Here is an 18780-nt window from a genome sequence, read left to right as displayed (position 1 = left end):
CAGCAGCACGCGTCCAACTCCGTGCTCCGCACCATCAAGATGCGGCACCCCGTCCTGCGGCCGGCAACAGCGGCTGGAGCGGCTGGATCGACGAATACGGCGCCATCCGCGCCGAGCTCATCCGCACCGCTGACGGCGTGGTGCACGCGCAGGTGCGGAGCAGGGATACCGACCGGGGCCGGAGTCGCGAAGGCGGCGGCGAGCCCGGCACCATCTATTTCCGCGGACACACGACAATCGACGTCCCGGTCGACTCGCGCTGGACCGGGCAACCGAGCGTGTATGTTCGCTGGGGAGACTGGTTCGTCGGCGTCTGCGCGCTGATGGCGGCGCTCGACTGGCGGACGCTACGCACACCGGGCCCGGCAGCCGCCCGCGCCGCGACCTCGCGCTGGCAGCGCGGCCACTGAACATTCAGCAGCCGTGAGACGACCTGACGCTTCTTCTGCGCGCCTTCGCGATGGATGTGCCATCCGTGATCAAGATGCCTCTGCATCAGGGTAATGTCTGCAACCTTCATATCAACGCGCTGTAATTTTTTTCCGATACCGCAACGGGGAGACGCCCAGGCGGGCGCGGAAGAACCGCGCCATGTATTCGGGCGACGCGAAACCCGATGCGTCCGCCACCTGCGGGATCGGAAGCGTCGTCTCGCGCAGCAAATCCTTGGCCCGCGTCAGGTGCATGTCGCGGATGTAGTCGGCGGGGCTGCGCTCCAGCGTCTTTGCAAACCGCTGTTCCAGCGCCCGGCGCGAGATGCCGGCGTGCGCCGCCATGTCGGACACTTGCACGGGTTCGCCCGCATGTTGTCGCGCATAGGCAATGGCGGCGCGCAACACCGGATCGGCAATCGCCATCACATCGCTCGATTGTCGAGTCTTGATGCCGGGCGGCGGAATCAGTTCACGGGGTGGCTTGCGAAGCGGCCTCTTTTTTCCACGCGCCATCAGCCCGTCGAGCATCCGTGCGGCCTGATGCCCGATCTCGGCTCCGGGATGAATGATGCCCGACATCGGGATGTGCGAAATCTCCAAAAACACCTCGTCATCGGAAGTCATCACCAGCGCCACCTCCTCGGGCATTCGCAGCCTGGCGAGATGGCAGGCATGAACCACCTCGCGCCCTATCGCCCACGAAAACAGCCCCACGGGTTTCGGCAGTTGCTCCAGCCAGCCGGCCAGCGCCTGAATATTGAGATTCCAGTCGGCCACGCCCCACATGCGATCCTTCACATTGATGCTGAAAAATTCACCGCCGCCCTGCCGCACGCATTTGCAAAACTCCCCCATGACACCCGCGTCAAAGTCGTTGCCGTCAAGGTGGAGATATCCGAAGTTCGCATATCCGCGCTCGAAATAATACTCCGCCACCATACGCGCGCAGGCGTCGTGATCCGTTGTCACGGTGGGAAAAGCAAAATCGGGAAACGTGACCGGCGAGACGTTGACCACGGGAATGCCGAGCGAGCGTATTTCCTCCGCCATTACGGGATGCTTGATGTCGGCAATCACACCCTCGCCCTCCCAGCCCGCGGGCGGGCGGATGATCTCGTTGGCACTGTGCGGCTCCAAAAAAACCTGCCAGTAATTGCTCTTGCGCAGGTAACGATTGACGCCTTCGAGGATGGAGCGCGCCCACATGGTGGAGGTTTCAACAAGCAGGGCAACGCGGGGAAAATCAGTGGCGGGCATGATGCTGGAAGGGAGTTGGAATGCGGCAGGAGGTGCAACGCAAAAAGCCAGAAAATATGCGCAAAACTACTTTTATCTAAAGCGCCTGTTTTGATAATATGGAGGGACATCTTTTGTCCCCTTCGCTCACGTTCGCCGCCGCCACACCATGACCATCAACCTGACCGATTCTCACGAGGCTTTGATAAATCCCGGCATGGGCTGGGTGCTGCACTATTACGACAACTGGATCGACCTCTACGGCAGCGACCTCGCGCCGTCCGACACAGTGAGTGATTTCCCCGGTCTCGGCGTGTGTTACCTGCGCCTGCCCTGGTCGTGGCTGCAACCGGAGGAAAACCGCTTCCAATGGAGCGTGCTCGACACGCCGGCGCAGCGCTGGATACGCGAAGGCAAACGCATCGCGCTGCGCGTGTCGGCCTGTGAACCGGGCGAGGAATACGCCACGCCGCGCTGGGTGCAGGAGCAGGGCGCGCCCGGCCTGCGTTTTACGGCGGGCAGGGTTATGGATGACGGCGCGTGTTGGGAACCGGATTACGGCCATCCGCTGTTTCTCGAAAAACTGGAGGCATTCGTCGCCCGTCTCGCCGCCCGCTACGATGGCGCGTCGTATCTGGATTTTGTGGACATCGGCTCCTACGGCGCGTGGGGCGAGGGACACCGTTACTGGAGCACCGGCCAGCCTGTTTGTGGAAAAACACTACTGAAACATTTTGAAATTTACCGCCGCCATTTTCGCAAAACCCGACTCGTGGTGCCCGACGAGGTTTTTGAGCCAAAATCGGAGCAGGACGGACGCGATGCCGCTGCCGACGGGAGGGGGAGGGGGAGAGGAGGGGCCGCGCGGGTGAAGGATTACTGCGTGCGCAACGGCATTTCGCTGCGCGACGACAGCATTGGCGTGTTCCCTTTCCGCAAGGAGGCGGTGGCGTGGGCTGACGAGATTTTTGCGGATCGTCCGGTCATTCTCGAATCCGAGCACTACGGGGTGGGCCGTCATGGCGGGCATTGGCGGGGCGGGCAGGAATATCTGGATGCGGTTGCGACGTATCATGCCAGCTACGCATCCATTCACTGGTGGCCGCGGGAGTTTCTTGAGGACAACCGGCCGCTGATCGACGCGATCAACCAGCGTCTCGGATACCGCATCCTCCCCAAAAGTATCACGATTCCGGACACGATTCGTCTCGATCAATGTTTTACCTGGGCCGGCCAATGGCGCAATGCCGGCGTGGCTCCGTGTCTTCCGGGCGGCTTCCCCTGCCTGACGTTGAAGGATGCCGCTGGTGGCATCGCCGCCGTGTTCGTGGACGATGCGTTTGACCTGAGTTCACTGCCATCGTCCGGCGGCGCAGCGCGGGGCAACGTGATGCCCGGCTGCGTTCTGCCGCCCTTCATGCGTGCTGGCAGGCACGACGTATACCTTTCCGTTGGCGACCGCACCGGCTGCCCCGTCATTGCACTTCCACTACAACACGGCGACGGGGAAAAACGCTACCGGATCGGCGCCATTGAGGTTTGTCCGCTGATCAACGGCGCGAAGCGTGCCTGTGTGCCGCAAAACGGACGTTTCCCCATCGAGGATTTTTACGGACGCATGAGCCCCGGAGCCCCTGCTCCATCGGTGAGCCACGGGCGTTGCTGGTGAGCAATAATTACATGCGCGAAAAGCCAGAAAATATGCGCAAAGTGACTTTTATTCACTCTCCCCATTTTGATATAATCATCAGCATGAAATCTGCTTCCCCGCCCCTGCAGTCACCTGACAGGCAGAAGCGCCAGACCGGCGCCTTCACTCTCGTCGAGTTACTTGTCGTCATCGTCATCATCGGCATCCTCACCGCCATCACCATTCCCGTCACCGGGCGTGTTCGCGAATCGGCGCGAGCCGTGAAATGTCAGTCCAACCTCCGGCAGATTGGCACCGCCATGTTGCTTAATGCCTCCGAGAACAAAAACCAGATCACCAAGCACAACTACGGTAACAATATCTACTGGTCACATGAGTTGCGCCCCTACCTCGTTAATAATCTCTCAGGTGTCATGGGGCGTCGTATCAATCTTTTCTGCCCTACGTTTGATGCGTTCGAAGGAGTCAAGAATGTGGCCGCACTTGGTTACCTGTGGAATTCAACATTCAGTGGTGTAAAAATAAACTCAGTGGACCCGTCACGATCGGTCATCGTTTGGGAAGATGAAAACACACAAGCTTGGGATGGTACAGGCCCCACTGGTTTTAAAGTGGCAAGATTCAAATTCAGACACAACGACCAGCTCCATCTCCTATTCGTGGACGCTCATGTCCAAAGAGTAAAAAAAATCGGACCAAACTATAACGGCTTGGACTACCCGGAGTTCATCTGGAAACCCTGACCCTCCCCCCCATGCGCATTGTTTTCCTACCGCGTATCCTTTTCCCGATTACGATCTTCATATTTGTGCTCTCCCCATTGCATCCCGACGCGCTTGGTGCGGGGAAAAAAAGAGCGAGCGCGTCCAAGGACGACGAAATCGTGATGATTAACTGGAAGTGTGACGATCCGAACCCGGGCAAACAGGCCAGGGATGCCGCCCCGTCCGGCAAAGACGGGATCGTCAGTGGCAGGATCACCGGCGGCATTCCCGGCATTTCCGGCACCGCCTTCAGTGGTTTCACGAACGAAACCAGCACCGTTTCGCAGGACATCGGCCAGCAATGGCCCGACCGCTTTGCGCTCCAACTCTGGCTGCGCAATCCCGGCAACGCCGCTGTCAACGTGATCGCCGTTGGCGGCTCCACGCAAAACGCCTCCCGCCTCTGGCAGCTCCAGGTCAGCGGGCCGGACGCGAACGGCCAGCGCACCATGACCCTCGTCTGGCAACTGCACACCGGCCAGTGCCAGACCTTCACCAGTGCGCCCTTCAAATGGGAGAAAAACACCTGGCATCACCTCGCCCTTTCACGCTTCAACGTGTTCATCCGCTGCAAGGAACCCGGACAGAAAAAGGAATTCGGAGAACGGGGAGCAGGCTTCCGCGTCTGGCTGACTCCAGCCGGCGCCGATGAAGTCAAATTCCTCTTCGGCGGCACGACGTCGCGCGCGCTCATGAAACCCAACGACAAGGACGCCCAACTGTTCACGGTCGGTGCAACCCGCCCCGGACGCCATAAGGAGCAACCCGGCGGCTGTTTCGGCGGCGACATTGATGAAATCTCCCTTCAACTCGGCAGAGCCCTTTACGAAGCACATCTCAACCCGGCGCTTTCCCCCTGACCCTCCTCCTTTGTTCCCTGTTTTCCGCAATCTGTCATATAAAAACCAATACAAACATTCCCTTTGCATTGCTCATGAAACCAACCCGTCACCTCATCCGCCATCTTGCCATGCCGGTCCTCCTCCTCCTCCTGATCCTGATATCCGGGAGCCTTGCCAACGCGCAACCAGCCCCAAACCCGCAAGCGTCCCCACCCACCCACCCGCCTGCGTTCTCGCTCAAAGCCAGCGCATGGAACGATATCCAGATTCGGGACGACACCGGGAAAACCCTCCTCATCATCGGAGGCTTTGTGCTGAAATCCAAACCTTCCGCCAAAACCACCGGAGGCAAAATCCGCGAGATAACCACCGACGACGGCCAACCCGCCGTTGAAATCACCTACACCCTGACAGCGACCGGAGCCGCCAAAAAGGACGACACCCCGCTCCCCACCCTTACCGGATTGTTTAAGCAAAAATCTGGATACGTGGACATCACCTGGACCCTGACCAACGTGCCCGCCGACGCCAGCATCGGCATGAGTGTGTTTGAACGCACCCTGGCTCCGGAACTCGTCCGCCTCTCCCCCGTTCAAGCGGGCGTCTGGAAACGACACCCCAAAGGTGGTCAACCTCAGGAATATCTCGACGGCAGGGTCGCTCGTTATCGCTTGGGCGAACGCATTCTCTCCATCGCCTTTGATCCGGCGGCCAGCACCACGCTTGGCAAGGACACCGATCCCTCCGAGCGGACGCAGCACATCCGCCCGCTCCCTGAAACGAAAGATTCCACCACCCACATCGCTCGCTGCGCGATCATCCTTAGCCCCGCCGATCATGCCGCCGAACTCGTTACCGCCCGCTGGCACGGCCGCCCTGCCGCCATCAAAACCGGCACCCCAAACCTCTATAACTGGTGGGAATCCGTTCCCGGCGCGCCTGCCGACAAACAACCCGAGCTCACCCTCAACGCCGACATTGCCAACACCAGCGACGCCACGCGCACATTCATCATGAAATATTGGATACGCGATTTCTCCGGAGCTTACGTTTCCCGCAGCACCCGCGAAATCACCCTCTCCGCAGGCGAACTGAGCAGCGAACGCATCCAATTCCGTCCCGCCGCCGAATCTCCTGATCCCACCCGCGACATCTTCTTCGCGGAAGTTTCCCTCTCCGACAAAACCACTGGCGCGGAACTTGCCTTTGCCCGCACCCACCTCGCCCTCCTTCCCCCGTACGAATTCAAGGGCACCTCGGCGGACAGCCTCTTTGGCCTCTCCGCCTACTGGCCGATACCCGACGAAGCCTCCGCGCAGCGCGTCATGGAACGCATGGGCGTGCGCTGGTATCGCCTGAGCGGACGCGAAGGCAAAAACCCCGGCTACAAACACATCACCCCTATCCGCCACACCCACCTGCCCAAAGGCGGCTACGTAACCGACCCCGCCAAAAACGATGAATGGATCCGCTCCGTGCTCCAGAACTGCGTGGACAACGGCTATCCCGTTTGGGAACCCGGCAACGAAATGAACTACGGCACCACCACCATCGGCATGGGTGATGTCTTGAAACAACAGGCACGCGAACGACGCGTCGACGGCTACATGAAGTGGCTCGAAGCCATCCGCCGCGTCCAAAAAGAAATGGGACCGCCCGCCACAAACATAAAAATCCTCAGCTTCGGCCTCGCCGGCATGGATGTGAATTTCACCAACGCCATCCACGCCGCCGGAGGCTGGCAATACCTCGACGGCCTCGCCCTCCACCCCGGACGCGGCAACTACGCCGCCGACTATCCCATCTCCGATTGGGACACCTGGCAGACCGGTGCCTACGGCAACTACTGGAACTACTACGGTTCCGTCCGCACCGCTGCGCAGCTCATGAAAAAATATGGCGAACCCGGCAAACCCAAGGAACTCTGGCTCACCGAAGTTTACGCCCTTACCTTCCCCAATCACTACTGGTCCGACACCATGCGACGCAGTGCGGAAAATACCCTGCTCTCCCTCGCCCTGGCCATGGCCGAAAATGTCAAGGCCGTCATGTGGTATCAACTTTTTGATACAACTCATGCCGACAAACTCGGCATCAACCCCAAGGATCGCGAATACTACTTCGGCCTCATCCAGCGCGACCTCAGCTTCAAACCCTCGCTGCTCGCCTATGCCGCCGCCGCCGAGGAACTCGACCAGGCAAAATTCGTCCGCTGGATACATTTTCCGAAAAACGCCGCTGGCGATGAAAGCAAATCCCGCGGGCTCCTGTTCACCACGCCGCGCGGCCCTCTTGTCATTCTCTGGGATCGCACCGACGGCTACGTCCTCACTGACGCCGTGGGCAAAGACTACATCTCGCCCGAACCCTGGATCGACGAATGGCGTTCTCAAATTCCCGTCACCCTACCCGTTGCCTCCGGACAAAAAACAGTGACGACGATCAACAGCATCGGCCAGAGACGAACGTATCCATTTTCCAATACAGGCACGAACGCCGTCATCGAACAAAAACTCACCGGTACCCCACTCCTCATCTACGGCCTCGATCCCGGCCGCCTGCCTTGATGGTCCCCCCCCCCGGCGGGGAGCGGGGGCTTTCTCATCTATTTCAATCTCACCATCGAAGACTCACGAACAATCCACCCACCAATAATCCACCCATCCGCAACTGCAACCCATCGTATAAACATCATGAAAACCCATATCAAAAACCGGCTCATCTGCGGCTCCTACCTGCGCCCGCTCGCATTTGTGTTCGCATTCATCACCGCCGCCGCCACGACGCCCGCCGCTGTGGTGGCCAGCTACGACTTCGAAGGAGCGAACCTTGCCGCCGCCCTGACATCTCACACCGCTGCCACCGGTATCGACGCCTCGGACGTCGTGCTCAATAACAACAGTTCAAACAGCAGCATTCTCACGCTAACCAGTCCCCTCACGTCGCAAGCCCTGGTTGCCTGCCCAGGCGCCAGACTAACTGCATTCAGTTTTTCCAGCGCGCTCACCAACGCATCGTATGTCTCCTTCAAAATAAAAGTGAAGGAAGGTTATACCCTTTCACTGGATTCCTTCGCATTCGAAGCCGCGTCAGGCGCGACTAGCGGGACAGGCGGCGTCCGGGCTTTTTACCTGCTTTCTTCGGTCACCGGATTTGAAGACGATACCAGTAACATTCTGAAACAGGATTGGGCAGGGGACAACGATGGTGTTACCGGCACACTAAAAGCCAAGGGCTCAGCCGGTCCATTGGGAGCTTACAGCGTCACGCTTACCGATCCCGACTTTAACAATGCGTTCCAGAATTTCACATCTGGCGAGGAGGTCGAATTCCGTCTCTATTTCCAGACCAACGGAACCAATATATCCGTGGTTTTCGACAACGTGGTATTCAACGGCACCATCACCGCTGTTCCCGAACCCGCCGCGATTTCCCTGTTCGCCGCACTTGGCGCTGCCGCCCTTGGTCTTGTCGTGCGCCACCGTCGCAAAAATCGTGCCTGAACTCCTCCCGCGTCCCTCCCCCCCGGCTTCCTCCGTAGTCCAACTTTTTTTGAGTTTCATGCAGCCAAACAACGACCTCGTTCCTCTCCTCATAAAGAACAACTGCACGCCGCTTGCGCGCCTTCGGACTCGCTCCGCCCGCGAAATTTCCGACTCTCCCTGGAGCATCGGATGCGAAGTGCTGGACCGCGATTACGCCGACTTTTCGCAATCTGGCCCGCACCTCGGCGAACTCGGAGCCAAATACGTCCGCCTCCAATGCGGCTGGGCCAAATGCGAACCGGCGCCAACCGGCGACTATCACTGGGGCTGGCTTGATGACGTCGTGGACGCATGTCTCGCCGCCAGCGTCCAGCCCTGGCTGCAAACCTCCTACGGCAATCCTGCCTATCCCGGCGGCGGCGGCATCGGACTCAGCGAAGGTTTGCCCACATCGCCGGAAGCCCTCGCCGCCTGGGATCGCTGGGTTCGCGCACTGGTAATGCGTTACGGCGACCGCGTGAACACATGGGAAGTCTGGAACGAACCCGAGAGCTGTCAGCGCACCACCCCGGCTGATTACGCCACTTTCTTCATCCGCACGGCAAAGGTCATCCGCGACGCGCAACCCGGCGCGCACATCGTGGGCTTTGCCACCTACATCCTGGAGAAAAAAACCTACGCGCTCGATGGACTCCGAATCATCGTGGACGCCAGGGCGGCGGACTTGCTCAACGAAATCAGCATCCATTCGTATCCACATAATCCTGACGACCTGATTGACCTCGCGGACGAATTCGCCTGCGCCGTCGCACACATGGCCCCGCACATCAAAATCCGTCAGGGCGAATGCGGCGCGCCCTCCGCCTGCGTCCCGATCATGGCCCTCAGCGGACACTTTTGGAACGAACGCAAACAAGCCGCATGGAACCTGCGCAGCCTTCTCGTCCACCACGCGCACGGTTACCCCATGAGCCTCTACCAGCTCTCCGACATGTATTATGAAAAGCGCGCCGGCGCGCTTCACGAAGGCTGGAACCCCAAAGGCCTGCTCTGCCTGCGTCCCGACAAGACCGTGGCCTACCGCAAACCCTCCTACTTCGCCGCCCAACACGTGTATTCCCTGTTGGACAACACCTGGCCGCTTCGACGGCTGGAGCCGTTGGAACGTCAATATCCCACCCGCTCCACCGCTTTTGCCTGGACGCGGAAAAACGACACGTCACCGGCGCTTGTCTCCTGGTGGCGTGCCGACGCCCCGCCTGAATGCGTTCCGGGCGATTTGAAAATCGATCCGATTTGCATCACCGCTCCCGCTGTGTTGAGCAATCCGGTGCTGGTGGACTTCGTGAGTGGCATCGTTTTCACGCCTCCGGCTGGCGCGGGCCGCGACACCGCCGGTTCCTGGTCCAACTTGCCCTGTGCCGACAGTCCCCTTGCGCTGGCCGAGCGAGATGTGCTCCCGTTGCGTGAGCTCTGACGGATGCCCCCTCAATCGGAGATATGGGGGCAGATTGTTTTAAGCGCCTCCCCTCCGGGCAACTCAAACCGAGGAGACAAATCGTCTTCAGCATAACCAGGCGGATTGATTAAAACGGTGTGCACAACCGAGCAGCATCACAGGAAGGGAGCGAAGAAGGCGAACGGAACCAGTGTATCGATCGTTTTGCTCGCTCAGGGGGGCAGGTGTTTCAAACATTCCGCCGAGTGGTGCCCGTTTCATAATTTGCTGATTATAAAAGGGGGTGCCCGGGGCGGGACTCGAACCCGCACGCCCTTTCGGGCAAGAGATTTTAAGTCGGCGTTATGGATAGGGACAGCCTCGTGAGATGTCCGCTTTTTCGGCAAGCATGTCCGCTTTGTCGACTCGGCGAGACAACGACTTACGGGGAAAAGTCGTCCCATCATGAAAAAGTCGCTCGAAAACGAAACCACCCGGCAAAGTCAAAAAAGTGGGCAAGAAGTGGGCAAGAATTCCGCCGCCCCAACCACCACGCATGGCAGCCTCGCCCGCTTGAAACAGCGCATTCAGCGCAACACCCGGAAATACTATGGGGCCGATGCGGCGCCGCAATACCTCATCCGGATTCAATGCCGTCGGCACCGCGAATGGTTTGAGCTGGGGGCCGATCTCGACGCCGCCGCGAAACTGGCGCGTGAAATCGATCAACACCTCCGGTTGCATGGCTGGGATGCGACACGGAAAAAGTTCAAGCCGGCGTTTGAGTCGGAGCTCTGTGACCTGACGGTCGGCGGTTACATCGCAATCGTAGCCCAACACGGTCAGCTTCATCCCATGACGCTCAACGGTTATGCCGCGCTGTTCCGCCGGATCGCGGCGAGCATCCGCGGCATCACCCTGACCGGAACCGACAAATACACCGGTGGCCGAAAGCCGTCCAAGTGGCGCCAGATGGTTGACAAGATTTTGCTCAACACGATCACGCCCGAGCGGGTGGTGGAATGGCGCGACGCCTACGTGGCCCGTCGGCCGGCGGGGACCGAGGCTCGCGTGCGCGTCGAGCACACCGCGAACAGCTTCATTCGCAACGCACGTTCGCTCTTCGCCAAACGAGTGCTCAAGCGGGTGCTCACGAAATGCCCAAATCTCGCCTTGCCTGACCCGCTGCCGTTTGCAGGTGTCGAGCTTCTGTCGGAGCGGGAGTCGGATTTTTTCTACATCTCGGAGGTGGATGCCAAGCAACTGATCGAGGACGCCTTCAAGGAGCTCTCGGGAAATCAGATCATCATCTTCATTCTCGCGATTGGAGCCGGGATGCGGCGCAACGAAATCGACAAGCTGCCGTGGTCGCATGTGGACCTGCCTTCGGGAACGGTGACGGTGGCGCCGACCAAATACAGCCGGCTGAAAAGCGACTCCTCGGTTGGCAAAATTCAATTGGAGCCGCGCTTCGCTGAAAAACTGCGCGAACATGCCGCGGAGAATCGCGGCGAGTTCGTCCTGCCGTCCGTTGTGCCTGCGAGGCAGGATTCGCCACTGCGCCATTACCGTTGCATGAAGGACTTCACTGCGCTCTGCGCGTGGTTGAAGACGAAGGGAATCACACGCTCCGTGAATCGGATTCACACGCTGCGGAAAGAGTTTGGCTCTCACATCGCGCAACGCCGCGGGATTTTTGCGGCCAGTTCCGGCCTGCGCCATTCCACGATTGGCGTCACCAGAAAGTTCTACGTTTCGAGCAAGATTGATCCCACGTCTTTCTTCGCTACCGAGACAGCCACGGCCGCGGCCGCGCAGGATGCGACCAAGCTTGTCGAGTTGCTGCAAAAGGCGCTTGAACAAGGGGCGATCAAACTTCCGGTGGCACCGGCAGCCTGAGTTGCCGCCGTTCCAAGGAATGGGAACAGCGGCGAGTCCGCCGGCTACATCAAGCCGGCCTCGTGGAACGAGTGATATCCGACGCCGTTCGGATCGGCTTCCGGGTCGCCGATGATGACGTGGTCCAGAAGCTCGATTTCGATGATCTTGCCGCCTCCCGCAAGACACGGGTCACACGGATATCGGCTGTGCTGGGAGTCGGGTCGCCGGAGGAATGGTTGTGTGCGACGATCAAGGAGGAGGCTCGCTGTCTTGTCGCACACCAAGAATACGCGTTCGCCGCATCGATTTCCGATGAGCGGGAAACACTTCTAGTCGCACTAACTCGATTTACAGAAGCCGAACATATCTCTTTAAATCAAAAGGATGAATGTAAGTGCTAACTTCTTTGGGGAAGTGTGACCGATGACGATATGCCATCTCTGTCTCAATGAAGCGCATTTGTGCCGTTCGCACATAATCCCTGAGTTTCTCTATTCCTCGCTCTACGATAAGGACCACCGTTTCATTGAGCTTTCGGAAATTGCCGAAGGCGGAAAACTGACCAAGCCACAAAAGGGCCACAGAGAAAAACTCCTATGCGAGAGATGCGAATCTCGCATCAATCAGTTCGAAAAACATGCGCGGAGGCTATTTGTCGATCCACTCCCCCCCTGTATGGAAGGATCGCAGCGTTTTAGGGCCCACCCTCGCTTGGACTACACTTTGTCGAAGCTGTTTTTTCTTTCGATCCTATGGAGGGCATCTGTCAGCAGCTTAGATATGTTTCGACACGTGCGTTTGGGCAGGCACGAGGACATTATCCGGAGAATGATCCTTAGCAGAGATCCAAGAGATACGGAGACGTATTCAGTTGTTCTTTTTGCGCTGAAATTCGATGGGGATCACTTCAGGGATTTTATGGTTGAGCCGACTTATATGAGGGTAGAGGGGCGCCGCTGTTACCGATTTGTCATGGCCGGATTCGTAGTCCTGATTTTTGTCGCCAGCCTACCGCCTCCGCAGCCCTATCCACGACTTGCGCTGTCCCCGACGTCCCCGATCAAATCGTTCGATTCGGAACTTCAGGAATTCAAATTTCTCAGGGTTGGTTGGGACGCCGCAGCAGCGGTAAAAATAGACGGCGACCCATAACACCGATCCTAGATGGTTTCAGTTAGTCATAGCTGAGTTCGCCATGATTGCGGGAAAATTCATCCGCGAGGTTCCGAGGGACTTGTTGAACCTCTGGCCCTCGGTCAGGCTGGGTGGCGGGCCGGCCCGCGCTGCGAGGATGATCGCATCGCATTCTCTGTATTTGACCAAGGCCATGGCGAAGAAGCCGCGAGCGATCCTGCGTAAACGTCAGTCCTCAGAGAGAGTTCGCTTGCTTGTGTATAGCCTTTCGGCACCCTTTTCATCGTGAACGCACGGTTATCATGGCTCAGCCCAAGGCATGGGATTCAATCATGAATCGTGCGGCGGTAATCATTGGGGTCAAGAAGGCGGGCCAGCTGCCCGAGCTTAAAGCGGCGCTGGCCGGGGTGCAGAAAGTCGAAGCTTGGGCCAGTTGTCACGGTTTCGGTGAAGACGACGTCATCACCCTGACGGACGAGAAAAATCCAGTGACGGCGGGGGACATCAAGAAAGCCGTCAAAAAATTGGTGGATCGCGACAACGTGGAGCAGCTTTTCATCTATTTCGCCGGGCACGGCGTGAATCTTCATTATAGCGAATATTGGCTGTTGAGCGACGCCCCCGAAGACACGCAGGAGGCCGTTAATGTGGCGGGATCCGTGCAACTCGCAAAGCGCTGCGGGATTCCGCACGTAATCTTCTTCTCTGACGCGTGTCGCACGGCGCCCGAAGGCATTCAAGCGCAGGCGATCCGTGGGAGTGAAATCTTTCCCAATCAGGTTCGCGGGGGTCCGCAAAAGGCGGTGGATGTTTTTTATGCCTCTCTCCTCGGTGAGCCCGCGCTGGAAATCCAAGACAAAACCGTGGCGGCGGCCCATTACGATTCGCTCTATACGAATGAACTGGTTGAGACGTTGGGAGGCCAACGTAGGACGGTGCTTACATCCGATAGTGTGTCGAAGCTCTATTTGCGCCCACAGCCTTTGAAGCGACATCTCACAAAAGAGGTGCCGAAGCTCGTTCAGGCAAAGCTCGGTTTGAATACGCCCCACTCTCAAACACCTGATGCGGAGATTTTATCTGACGAATTTGCCTTTCTCCAAGAGTTCAACGGCCTGTTGCCCCAAGGCGACGCAACGCCCGGAGGCCCACCGGCTATGCCGCCTGATGCACCGACCAAACCACCAATGGCAATGTTCGCTGATCTCAGCGCGATCGCATTGCAAAGCGCGCTCAAGTCCTCGTGGGGGGAGGGCAGAAAGGCCATCGTGAACGCCTTGGGCGATCAAAGGGCACTGGTCGCCAGACACCTATCGAAGGCCTTTGAACGTGAAACAGAGAACTTCGGTCCGACCCACTTCGAAACTGGATGTGGTTTCAAACTACGCGGGGCCGAGATCGTCAGCGCTTGGACGGCGTTACCGGCCTGGGTCCAGCAACTCTCGCCGAAATTGGTCCGCGTGGGGCTCGAGAAAGAGCCCGCAGCCAACGTTCTGATCGAACTCGCCGAGGGGCGTGCCGTCCTCATACCCGCAATTCATGGCTTTATTGTCTCGTTGACCTTTGAGAAGGGCGAACTGCGCAACGTCGTTTACGAACCTTCCGACACCAGCGAACGATGGAGAGAGTATGTCGAACGTCGCGAAGAGTTGACCGCACTCCGGGCAATCATTGCGTCCTCTGTTCGCCGGGGCGTATTCCGACTGGAGCGCGACGATGCGGATAAACTGACCGAACGCATCCGATACCTGAAAGGTCTGGATCCGACCCTCGCATTGTATGCAGCGTATTCGTATCATCGGCTGGGAAACCCCAAGATGATCCGTCGCATGGAAGGGTATCTGCGCGACGATCTTAACGTGACGCTCTTCGACCTCAACCTGCTTGCCGAGCATCGGCCGGACGATCGTCTTGGGGTGAAGCGCTACCCATTTGTGCCCTTGCTGGCCCAAGGCTGGTCGCTCCTAGGCGCCTTTGACGCTTGGACACCTCGGCTCGAAGCGCTGCGTCCGCACGTCATCAACCAATCCCTCTGGACGCTTTTTGATAAGGCCGCGCTCCCTCGGTTACGTGAAACATTAATGGAGAAGTTATGACGAAGAAACTCGTATTCATCCACGGTCGATCCCAGCAGGGGAAAGATTCTCTGGCGCTCAAGAAAGAATGGATCGCCTCGTTCCGCGAAGGACTCGCGAAGCAAGGTTTGCAGCTACCCATCGATGAAGCGGCCATCCGTTTCCCTTATTACGGCGACACCCTCGACCAACTCGTAGCTGGGGCCGACCCGGCGGACGCCGCCAGGGTGGTCATCCGCGGTGACTTGAGTCCGACCGAACGCGATTACATCCGCGCTCTGCTTGAGGAAATACGCAAAAAAGCGGGTATCACCGATGCGGAAATTGATGCAGAGATTGCTGCGGAGGTTGTCGAACGGGGTCCGCTGAATTGGCCTTGGGTGCAAGCCATCTTGAAGGTCATCGATCGCAAGGTCCCCTTCGGAAGCAGCGCTTCGGTCGCGCTCTTTACCAAGGACGTTTTCGATTACCTCACCAAAGGCGGTATCCGGGACATCATCGAAACTGGGGTGATCCAAGCCATCCAGCCGAACGAGCCCACCGTGATCGTTGCCCACTCGCTGGGAACCATTGTCGCCTATAACATTCTGCGGCGAGAGGGAAAAAATCTCCAGTGGAACATTCCCCTTTTAGTCACCGTCGGTTCGCCGCTTGGTGTGGAAAAGATCCGCCGGTCGATTGCGCCGACCACCTATCCAGAATGCGTGAATGCTTGGTTTAATGCGTTCGACAAGCGTGACGTCGTAGCCCTTTATCCGCTGCAAGATCCCCACTTCATGGTGGGAAAAGTTATCATCAACAATTCGGACGTGAAAAACCATACCGAGAACCGTCACGGTATTGCTGGTTATCTCGACGATCCGGTGGTGGCGAAAACGATTTACGATGCATTGCTTTAATCGTGTGCAACTGGGATAAGCGCCTCGTTCTCCGACAGCGTGGCGAGCCGGAACCGGGACGCCAGTCGTGCGATGGCGCCCTACGCCGATGGCTCGGGCCAAGTTTGGGGCTGCAAGACGTGAGGACACTTTCGTTCGGTGATTCCGAAGCCGAACCATTCCTTCGGGCTTGCGACTACTTGCTTGCGGCGTGTGTTGATTTCACCCGTCGGGCAATTTCCGGCGACGAGATTCCGGTTGAGATTCGCGAAGCGGCACACCATGGACTTGGTCGCATGTTGACTCAGGCAGCTGGATTGGGCCAGGGCAGTGCCGATTTGGAGTTCCAGATTGGAGGAATTATGGCAGCCGACCGCTGGATAGGGTCAGTCGCGAAGCCCTTTCTGCCTCGTTAATTGGGTGGAGACAACGCAACCAGTCGTTATGCCTGCATACAAGCGTCAGCACTTTCTTCCCTCTGTATATCTGAAGAACTTTTCGCCTGACGGATCTCGGAGCACTCGCGATTCCAAAGTGTGGCGGGTCGATCAAACACGGTGCACACTTGTGCCAGTCCAGTCTCAATGTGCCGGCGACTATCTTTTTTCCAAAACGGCCCCGCAGAAGTCAGAGGAAGAGTTCCAAGAGTTCGAAAAAGGATACGCTGCTGCTTTGACAAAAATTTGGTGTGATGGCGACCCCACGGTCTTCGAATACTTCGCGCTGATTTTAGCGGCATTCGATCTTTATACCCGCAATATTGTGCATGAGAACCGCACGGGGCTTGAGGGAGTTCAAGCCTATCAATTTCGCATAGTCAGTTTTATAAATCGACTTATTGTCGGGAATTTCGGTGCAGAGGCTCTGCCGCTATCCGAATTGTTTGAGCGACTTAAACAAACTTGGGGGGTGCGTTTATTTCGAACGCCAACCGGCCGTGAAATTATCACGTCGGATCACCCGGTCCTCTGCTTTACGTGGGGTGCAGGAGAGACGATCGATTTTCTCCTGTTACCGGTCACACCTAACGTATGCGCGGTAGTCTTCGACAAGCGCACCGCGCGTCCGCAGGGTAACACACTGGTCGAAACGGACGGCGTTCATCTAGTTGAAGCCTTGGCGTCACACTGCCATAGCTGCATTTATGCAGCCAGCCAACCAAGCGAACAGGCAATCGACGCATTTCGCCGTCTGATCAACAGGCGAGTTATTCCTCGCACGGTGACAGATGCCGAGAAATGGTCGCTGAATCTGACCGTTCCACCGCGTCCCGATATTTTCAGCTTCATCCGTCCGTTTCACGGCTGAGCATGGCTGGCCACACCGTTTCATACATCAGACCGTTTCTTAGGGTCGGACTCATTTTATAAACTCACGAAGGCGGGTGTTGATGACCTTGATGTCGATCTCGGCGCCGACGACGGTGGCACGGGCCTTGGCGAGTCGGACCTCGGCCTGCATCAACTCCTGCTTCAAGCGGGAGAGTTCGTCGGTGCTGACCGGCGAACGTGAGGTCCGGCCGGAGGCGGGACGGTCGGTTTGGAGGGCTTCCGTGTTTCCTGTATTCATGGCGTGATGGGCCGGCGAAGCCGGCGGTTGATTTTTGGGTGACGTGATTTCAACCGGCCTGACATGACCGGTTCGGGATGACTCCAAGCCGCCCTCCCCTCGATTACAGCGGCGGGCGTCTGCCCAAAATGCGGCAACCCGCCTGTCGGAAAAAGGAGCGGCCAGGTGGCCGCTCCTCCGGGCGCGATCAATCCAGCGCGAAATGTTCGGCGACCGTCTCCCGGTCGTCGGAGTCGAAGCGCTGCGCGAGGTAGTAGGCGAACAAACCGGCGACGAGGGAACGGCGGATTTCGTCGAGCCTTTGCACGGCGGAATCGAGATCGACGGGCCGGCCGGCGAAGAGGCTCGCCACAAAGCCGGCCACGCCTTTCTCGCTCGATGAACGCGGAGTCGTGTCGAGCGGGCCGGGTTTGGCGAAGTCGAGCGCTTCGCGGAGCCGTTCGCGCGGATTGTTGGCGGCGCCGAGAAACCACCGGGCATTCTTGTCGCCGGCGCGCTCGAAGGCGGCGCGCAGATAGTCGTAGCTGAATTCGCCGTGGTTGAAAGCAAGCAGCACGGCGCAGAGGTCGCGGCGGAGGGTCCAATCTAGGGCGAGCAAGTCGGACACGTCGGCCAGCATGGTGCCTCCTGTGTAGAGAGAAATCAGGATGGAGCGTGCGCGAACCGCCTGGCCGTGGTCGTGGCCGGCGATGGCGGAGGCGAGTCGCTCCAATGCGGGTTTGGCGGCGGTCACGGCGTCGTCGGCTTCACGCGCTGCCGTGCGGACGGCCGCAAAGAATTCATTCAGGGCGGCCTTGCGGTCGGCCTCGTCGGAAGGGGGGACGGAATGTGAGTTCATTGTATTGAGAATGTGGAGTGTGGGAGTGTGGTGGCACGGATGAGGGCCTACCGAAAAAGGGACAGGCGGGAAAAAAGGGGCGGCGACGGTGCGCCGCCGCCCCGGTGGAGATCAGTATTCCGCCCGTGTCGGTTGGGGGCCGCCGAACGTGCGCGCCGCGAGCGAATAGATGTTGTTCAGGGTAATCTCGACGCGGTCGCCCATGGCGTTGACGGCAACCGCATAGCCGACGAGGTAGCGCAGCTTTTCCGCACCGGTTTCCAGTATCACCGCGACGGAGTCTTCCGCGAGGTGGCCGGAGAGTTCGGCCATGAAGTCGATTTCCTCGTCCTGATCGAAGTCGTAGTCCGGGAAGGCACCGTCGTCCGACGGATCGGGCAGCAGTGCGAAATGTCCGGGATGGTCTTTGGAGTTGGAAATCACCTGCACGCCCCGATGCTGCGCCCACGATTGGAACGCGACGTGGTCCTTGACCCGGAAGTAATTGGTGCGCGAAGCGCAATAGTAGTTGGACATAGTAAAAAGGGGGCGCGGCGTCGCCGCCGTGCCCGTTGA

General features: G+C 58.6%; 17 protein-coding genes. 11 read left to right on the top strand and 6 right to left on the bottom strand.

From position 1 onward, the window contains the following. Positions 1-137 precede the first annotated feature (137 nt). On the top strand, positions 138-410 hold the full coding sequence (locus OPIT5_06465; protein AHF94148.1) for a hypothetical protein: 273 nt from the start codon (positions 138-140) through the stop codon (positions 408-410). A 111-nt stretch (positions 411-521) separates the two neighbouring features. On the opposite strand, the gene OPIT5_06460 is transcribed toward OPIT5_06465, so the two are convergent. After that, positions 522-1691: an AraC family transcriptional regulator gene (locus OPIT5_06460; GenBank protein ID AHF89914.1), complete on the bottom strand. Its 1170-nt coding sequence runs from the start codon at positions 1689-1691 to the stop codon at positions 522-524. A 148-nt stretch (positions 1692-1839) separates the two neighbouring features. On the opposite strand from OPIT5_06460, the gene OPIT5_06455 reads away from it, so the two are divergent. The 7 genes from OPIT5_06455 (at position 1840) to OPIT5_06425 (ending at position 11749) form a co-directional block, all read left to right on the top strand. Further along, positions 1840-3339: a hypothetical protein gene (locus OPIT5_06455; protein ID AHF89913.1), complete on the top strand. Its 1500-nt coding sequence runs from the start codon at positions 1840-1842 to the stop codon at positions 3337-3339. Between the two features lie 32 nt (positions 3340-3371). Continuing rightward, positions 3372-4064 carry a hypothetical protein gene (locus OPIT5_06450; GenBank protein AHF89912.1) on the top strand — a complete coding sequence of 231 codons (693 nt, stop codon included), beginning with the start codon at positions 3372-3374 and terminating at the stop codon, positions 4062-4064. A gap of 11 nt (positions 4065-4075) precedes the next feature. Then, entirely contained in the window at positions 4076-4945 is an 870-nt protein-coding gene (locus OPIT5_06445; GenBank protein ID AHF89911.1) for a hypothetical protein, read from the top strand. Between the two features lie 74 nt (positions 4946-5019). After that, positions 5020-7494: a hypothetical protein gene (locus tag OPIT5_06440; GenBank protein ID AHF89910.1), complete on the top strand. Its 2475-nt coding sequence runs from the start codon at positions 5020-5022 to the stop codon at positions 7492-7494. Positions 7495-7620: 126 nt separating this feature from the next. Then, on the top strand, positions 7621-8430 hold the full coding sequence (locus tag OPIT5_06435) for an anchor protein (GenBank protein AHF89909.1): 810 nt from the start codon (positions 7621-7623) through the stop codon (positions 8428-8430). Positions 8431-8488: 58 nt separating this feature from the next. Further along, entirely contained in the window at positions 8489-9889 is a 1401-nt protein-coding gene (locus tag OPIT5_06430) for a hypothetical protein (protein ID AHF89908.1), read from the top strand. A 426-nt stretch (positions 9890-10315) separates the two neighbouring features. Continuing rightward, positions 10316-11749, top strand: coding sequence for an integrase (locus tag OPIT5_06425; protein ID AHF89907.1), 1434 nt, complete (start codon positions 10316-10318; stop codon positions 11747-11749). Positions 11750-11793: 44 nt separating this feature from the next. Here the strand turns inward: OPIT5_06425 and OPIT5_06420 are convergent, their stop codons facing one another. Further along, positions 11794-12015 carry a hypothetical protein gene (locus OPIT5_06420; protein ID AHF94147.1) on the bottom strand — a complete coding sequence of 74 codons (222 nt, stop codon included), beginning with the start codon at positions 12013-12015 and terminating at the stop codon, positions 11794-11796. A gap of 139 nt (positions 12016-12154) precedes the next feature. Between OPIT5_06420 and OPIT5_06415 the strand changes: the two genes are divergently transcribed. Next, positions 12155-12883, top strand: coding sequence for a hypothetical protein (locus OPIT5_06415; protein AHF94146.1), 729 nt, complete (start codon positions 12155-12157; stop codon positions 12881-12883). Positions 12884-12901: 18 nt separating this feature from the next. Here the strand turns inward: OPIT5_06415 and OPIT5_06410 are convergent, their stop codons facing one another. Further along, positions 12902-13060 (bottom strand): hypothetical protein, encoded by a 159-nt coding sequence (locus tag OPIT5_06410; protein ID AHF94145.1) that lies wholly within the window; start codon positions 13058-13060, stop codon positions 12902-12904. Between the two features lie 107 nt (positions 13061-13167). Here OPIT5_06410 and OPIT5_06405 point away from each other — a divergent pair, with 107 nt between their 5' ends. Beyond that, positions 13168-14961, top strand: a complete 1794-nt coding sequence (locus OPIT5_06405; protein AHF94144.1) for a hypothetical protein — start codon at positions 13168-13170, stop codon at positions 14959-14961. Continuing rightward, positions 14958-15839, top strand: a complete 882-nt coding sequence (locus tag OPIT5_06400) for a serine peptidase (GenBank protein ID AHF89906.1) — start codon at positions 14958-14960, stop codon at positions 15837-15839. The genes OPIT5_06405 and OPIT5_06400 overlap by 4 nt, the downstream gene beginning before the upstream one ends. A 1338-nt stretch (positions 15840-17177) precedes the next feature. Here OPIT5_06400 and OPIT5_06395 read toward each other — a convergent pair. The 3 genes from OPIT5_06395 to OPIT5_06385 all read right to left on the bottom strand — a co-directional run bounded on the left by OPIT5_06395 (position 17178) and on the right by OPIT5_06385 (position 18741). After that, positions 17178-17387: a hypothetical protein gene (locus OPIT5_06395; GenBank protein ID AHF89905.1), complete on the bottom strand. Its 210-nt coding sequence runs from the start codon at positions 17385-17387 to the stop codon at positions 17178-17180. Positions 17388-17574: 187 nt separating this feature from the next. Continuing rightward, positions 17575-18225 (bottom strand): hypothetical protein, encoded by a 651-nt coding sequence (locus OPIT5_06390; GenBank protein ID AHF94143.1) that lies wholly within the window; start codon positions 18223-18225, stop codon positions 17575-17577. 111 nt (positions 18226-18336) lie between these two features. Continuing rightward, positions 18337-18741: a hypothetical protein gene (locus OPIT5_06385; protein AHF89904.1), complete on the bottom strand. Its 405-nt coding sequence runs from the start codon at positions 18739-18741 to the stop codon at positions 18337-18339. Between the last annotated feature and the right edge of the window lie 39 nt (positions 18742-18780).

Source organism: Opitutaceae bacterium TAV5 (assembly GCA_000242935.3).
Lineage (GTDB): Bacteria > Verrucomicrobiota > Verrucomicrobiia > Opitutales > Opitutaceae > Geminisphaera.
The sequence above is the reverse complement of the archived record's forward strand: the minus strand, read 5'-3'. Positions and strand labels throughout refer to the sequence as shown.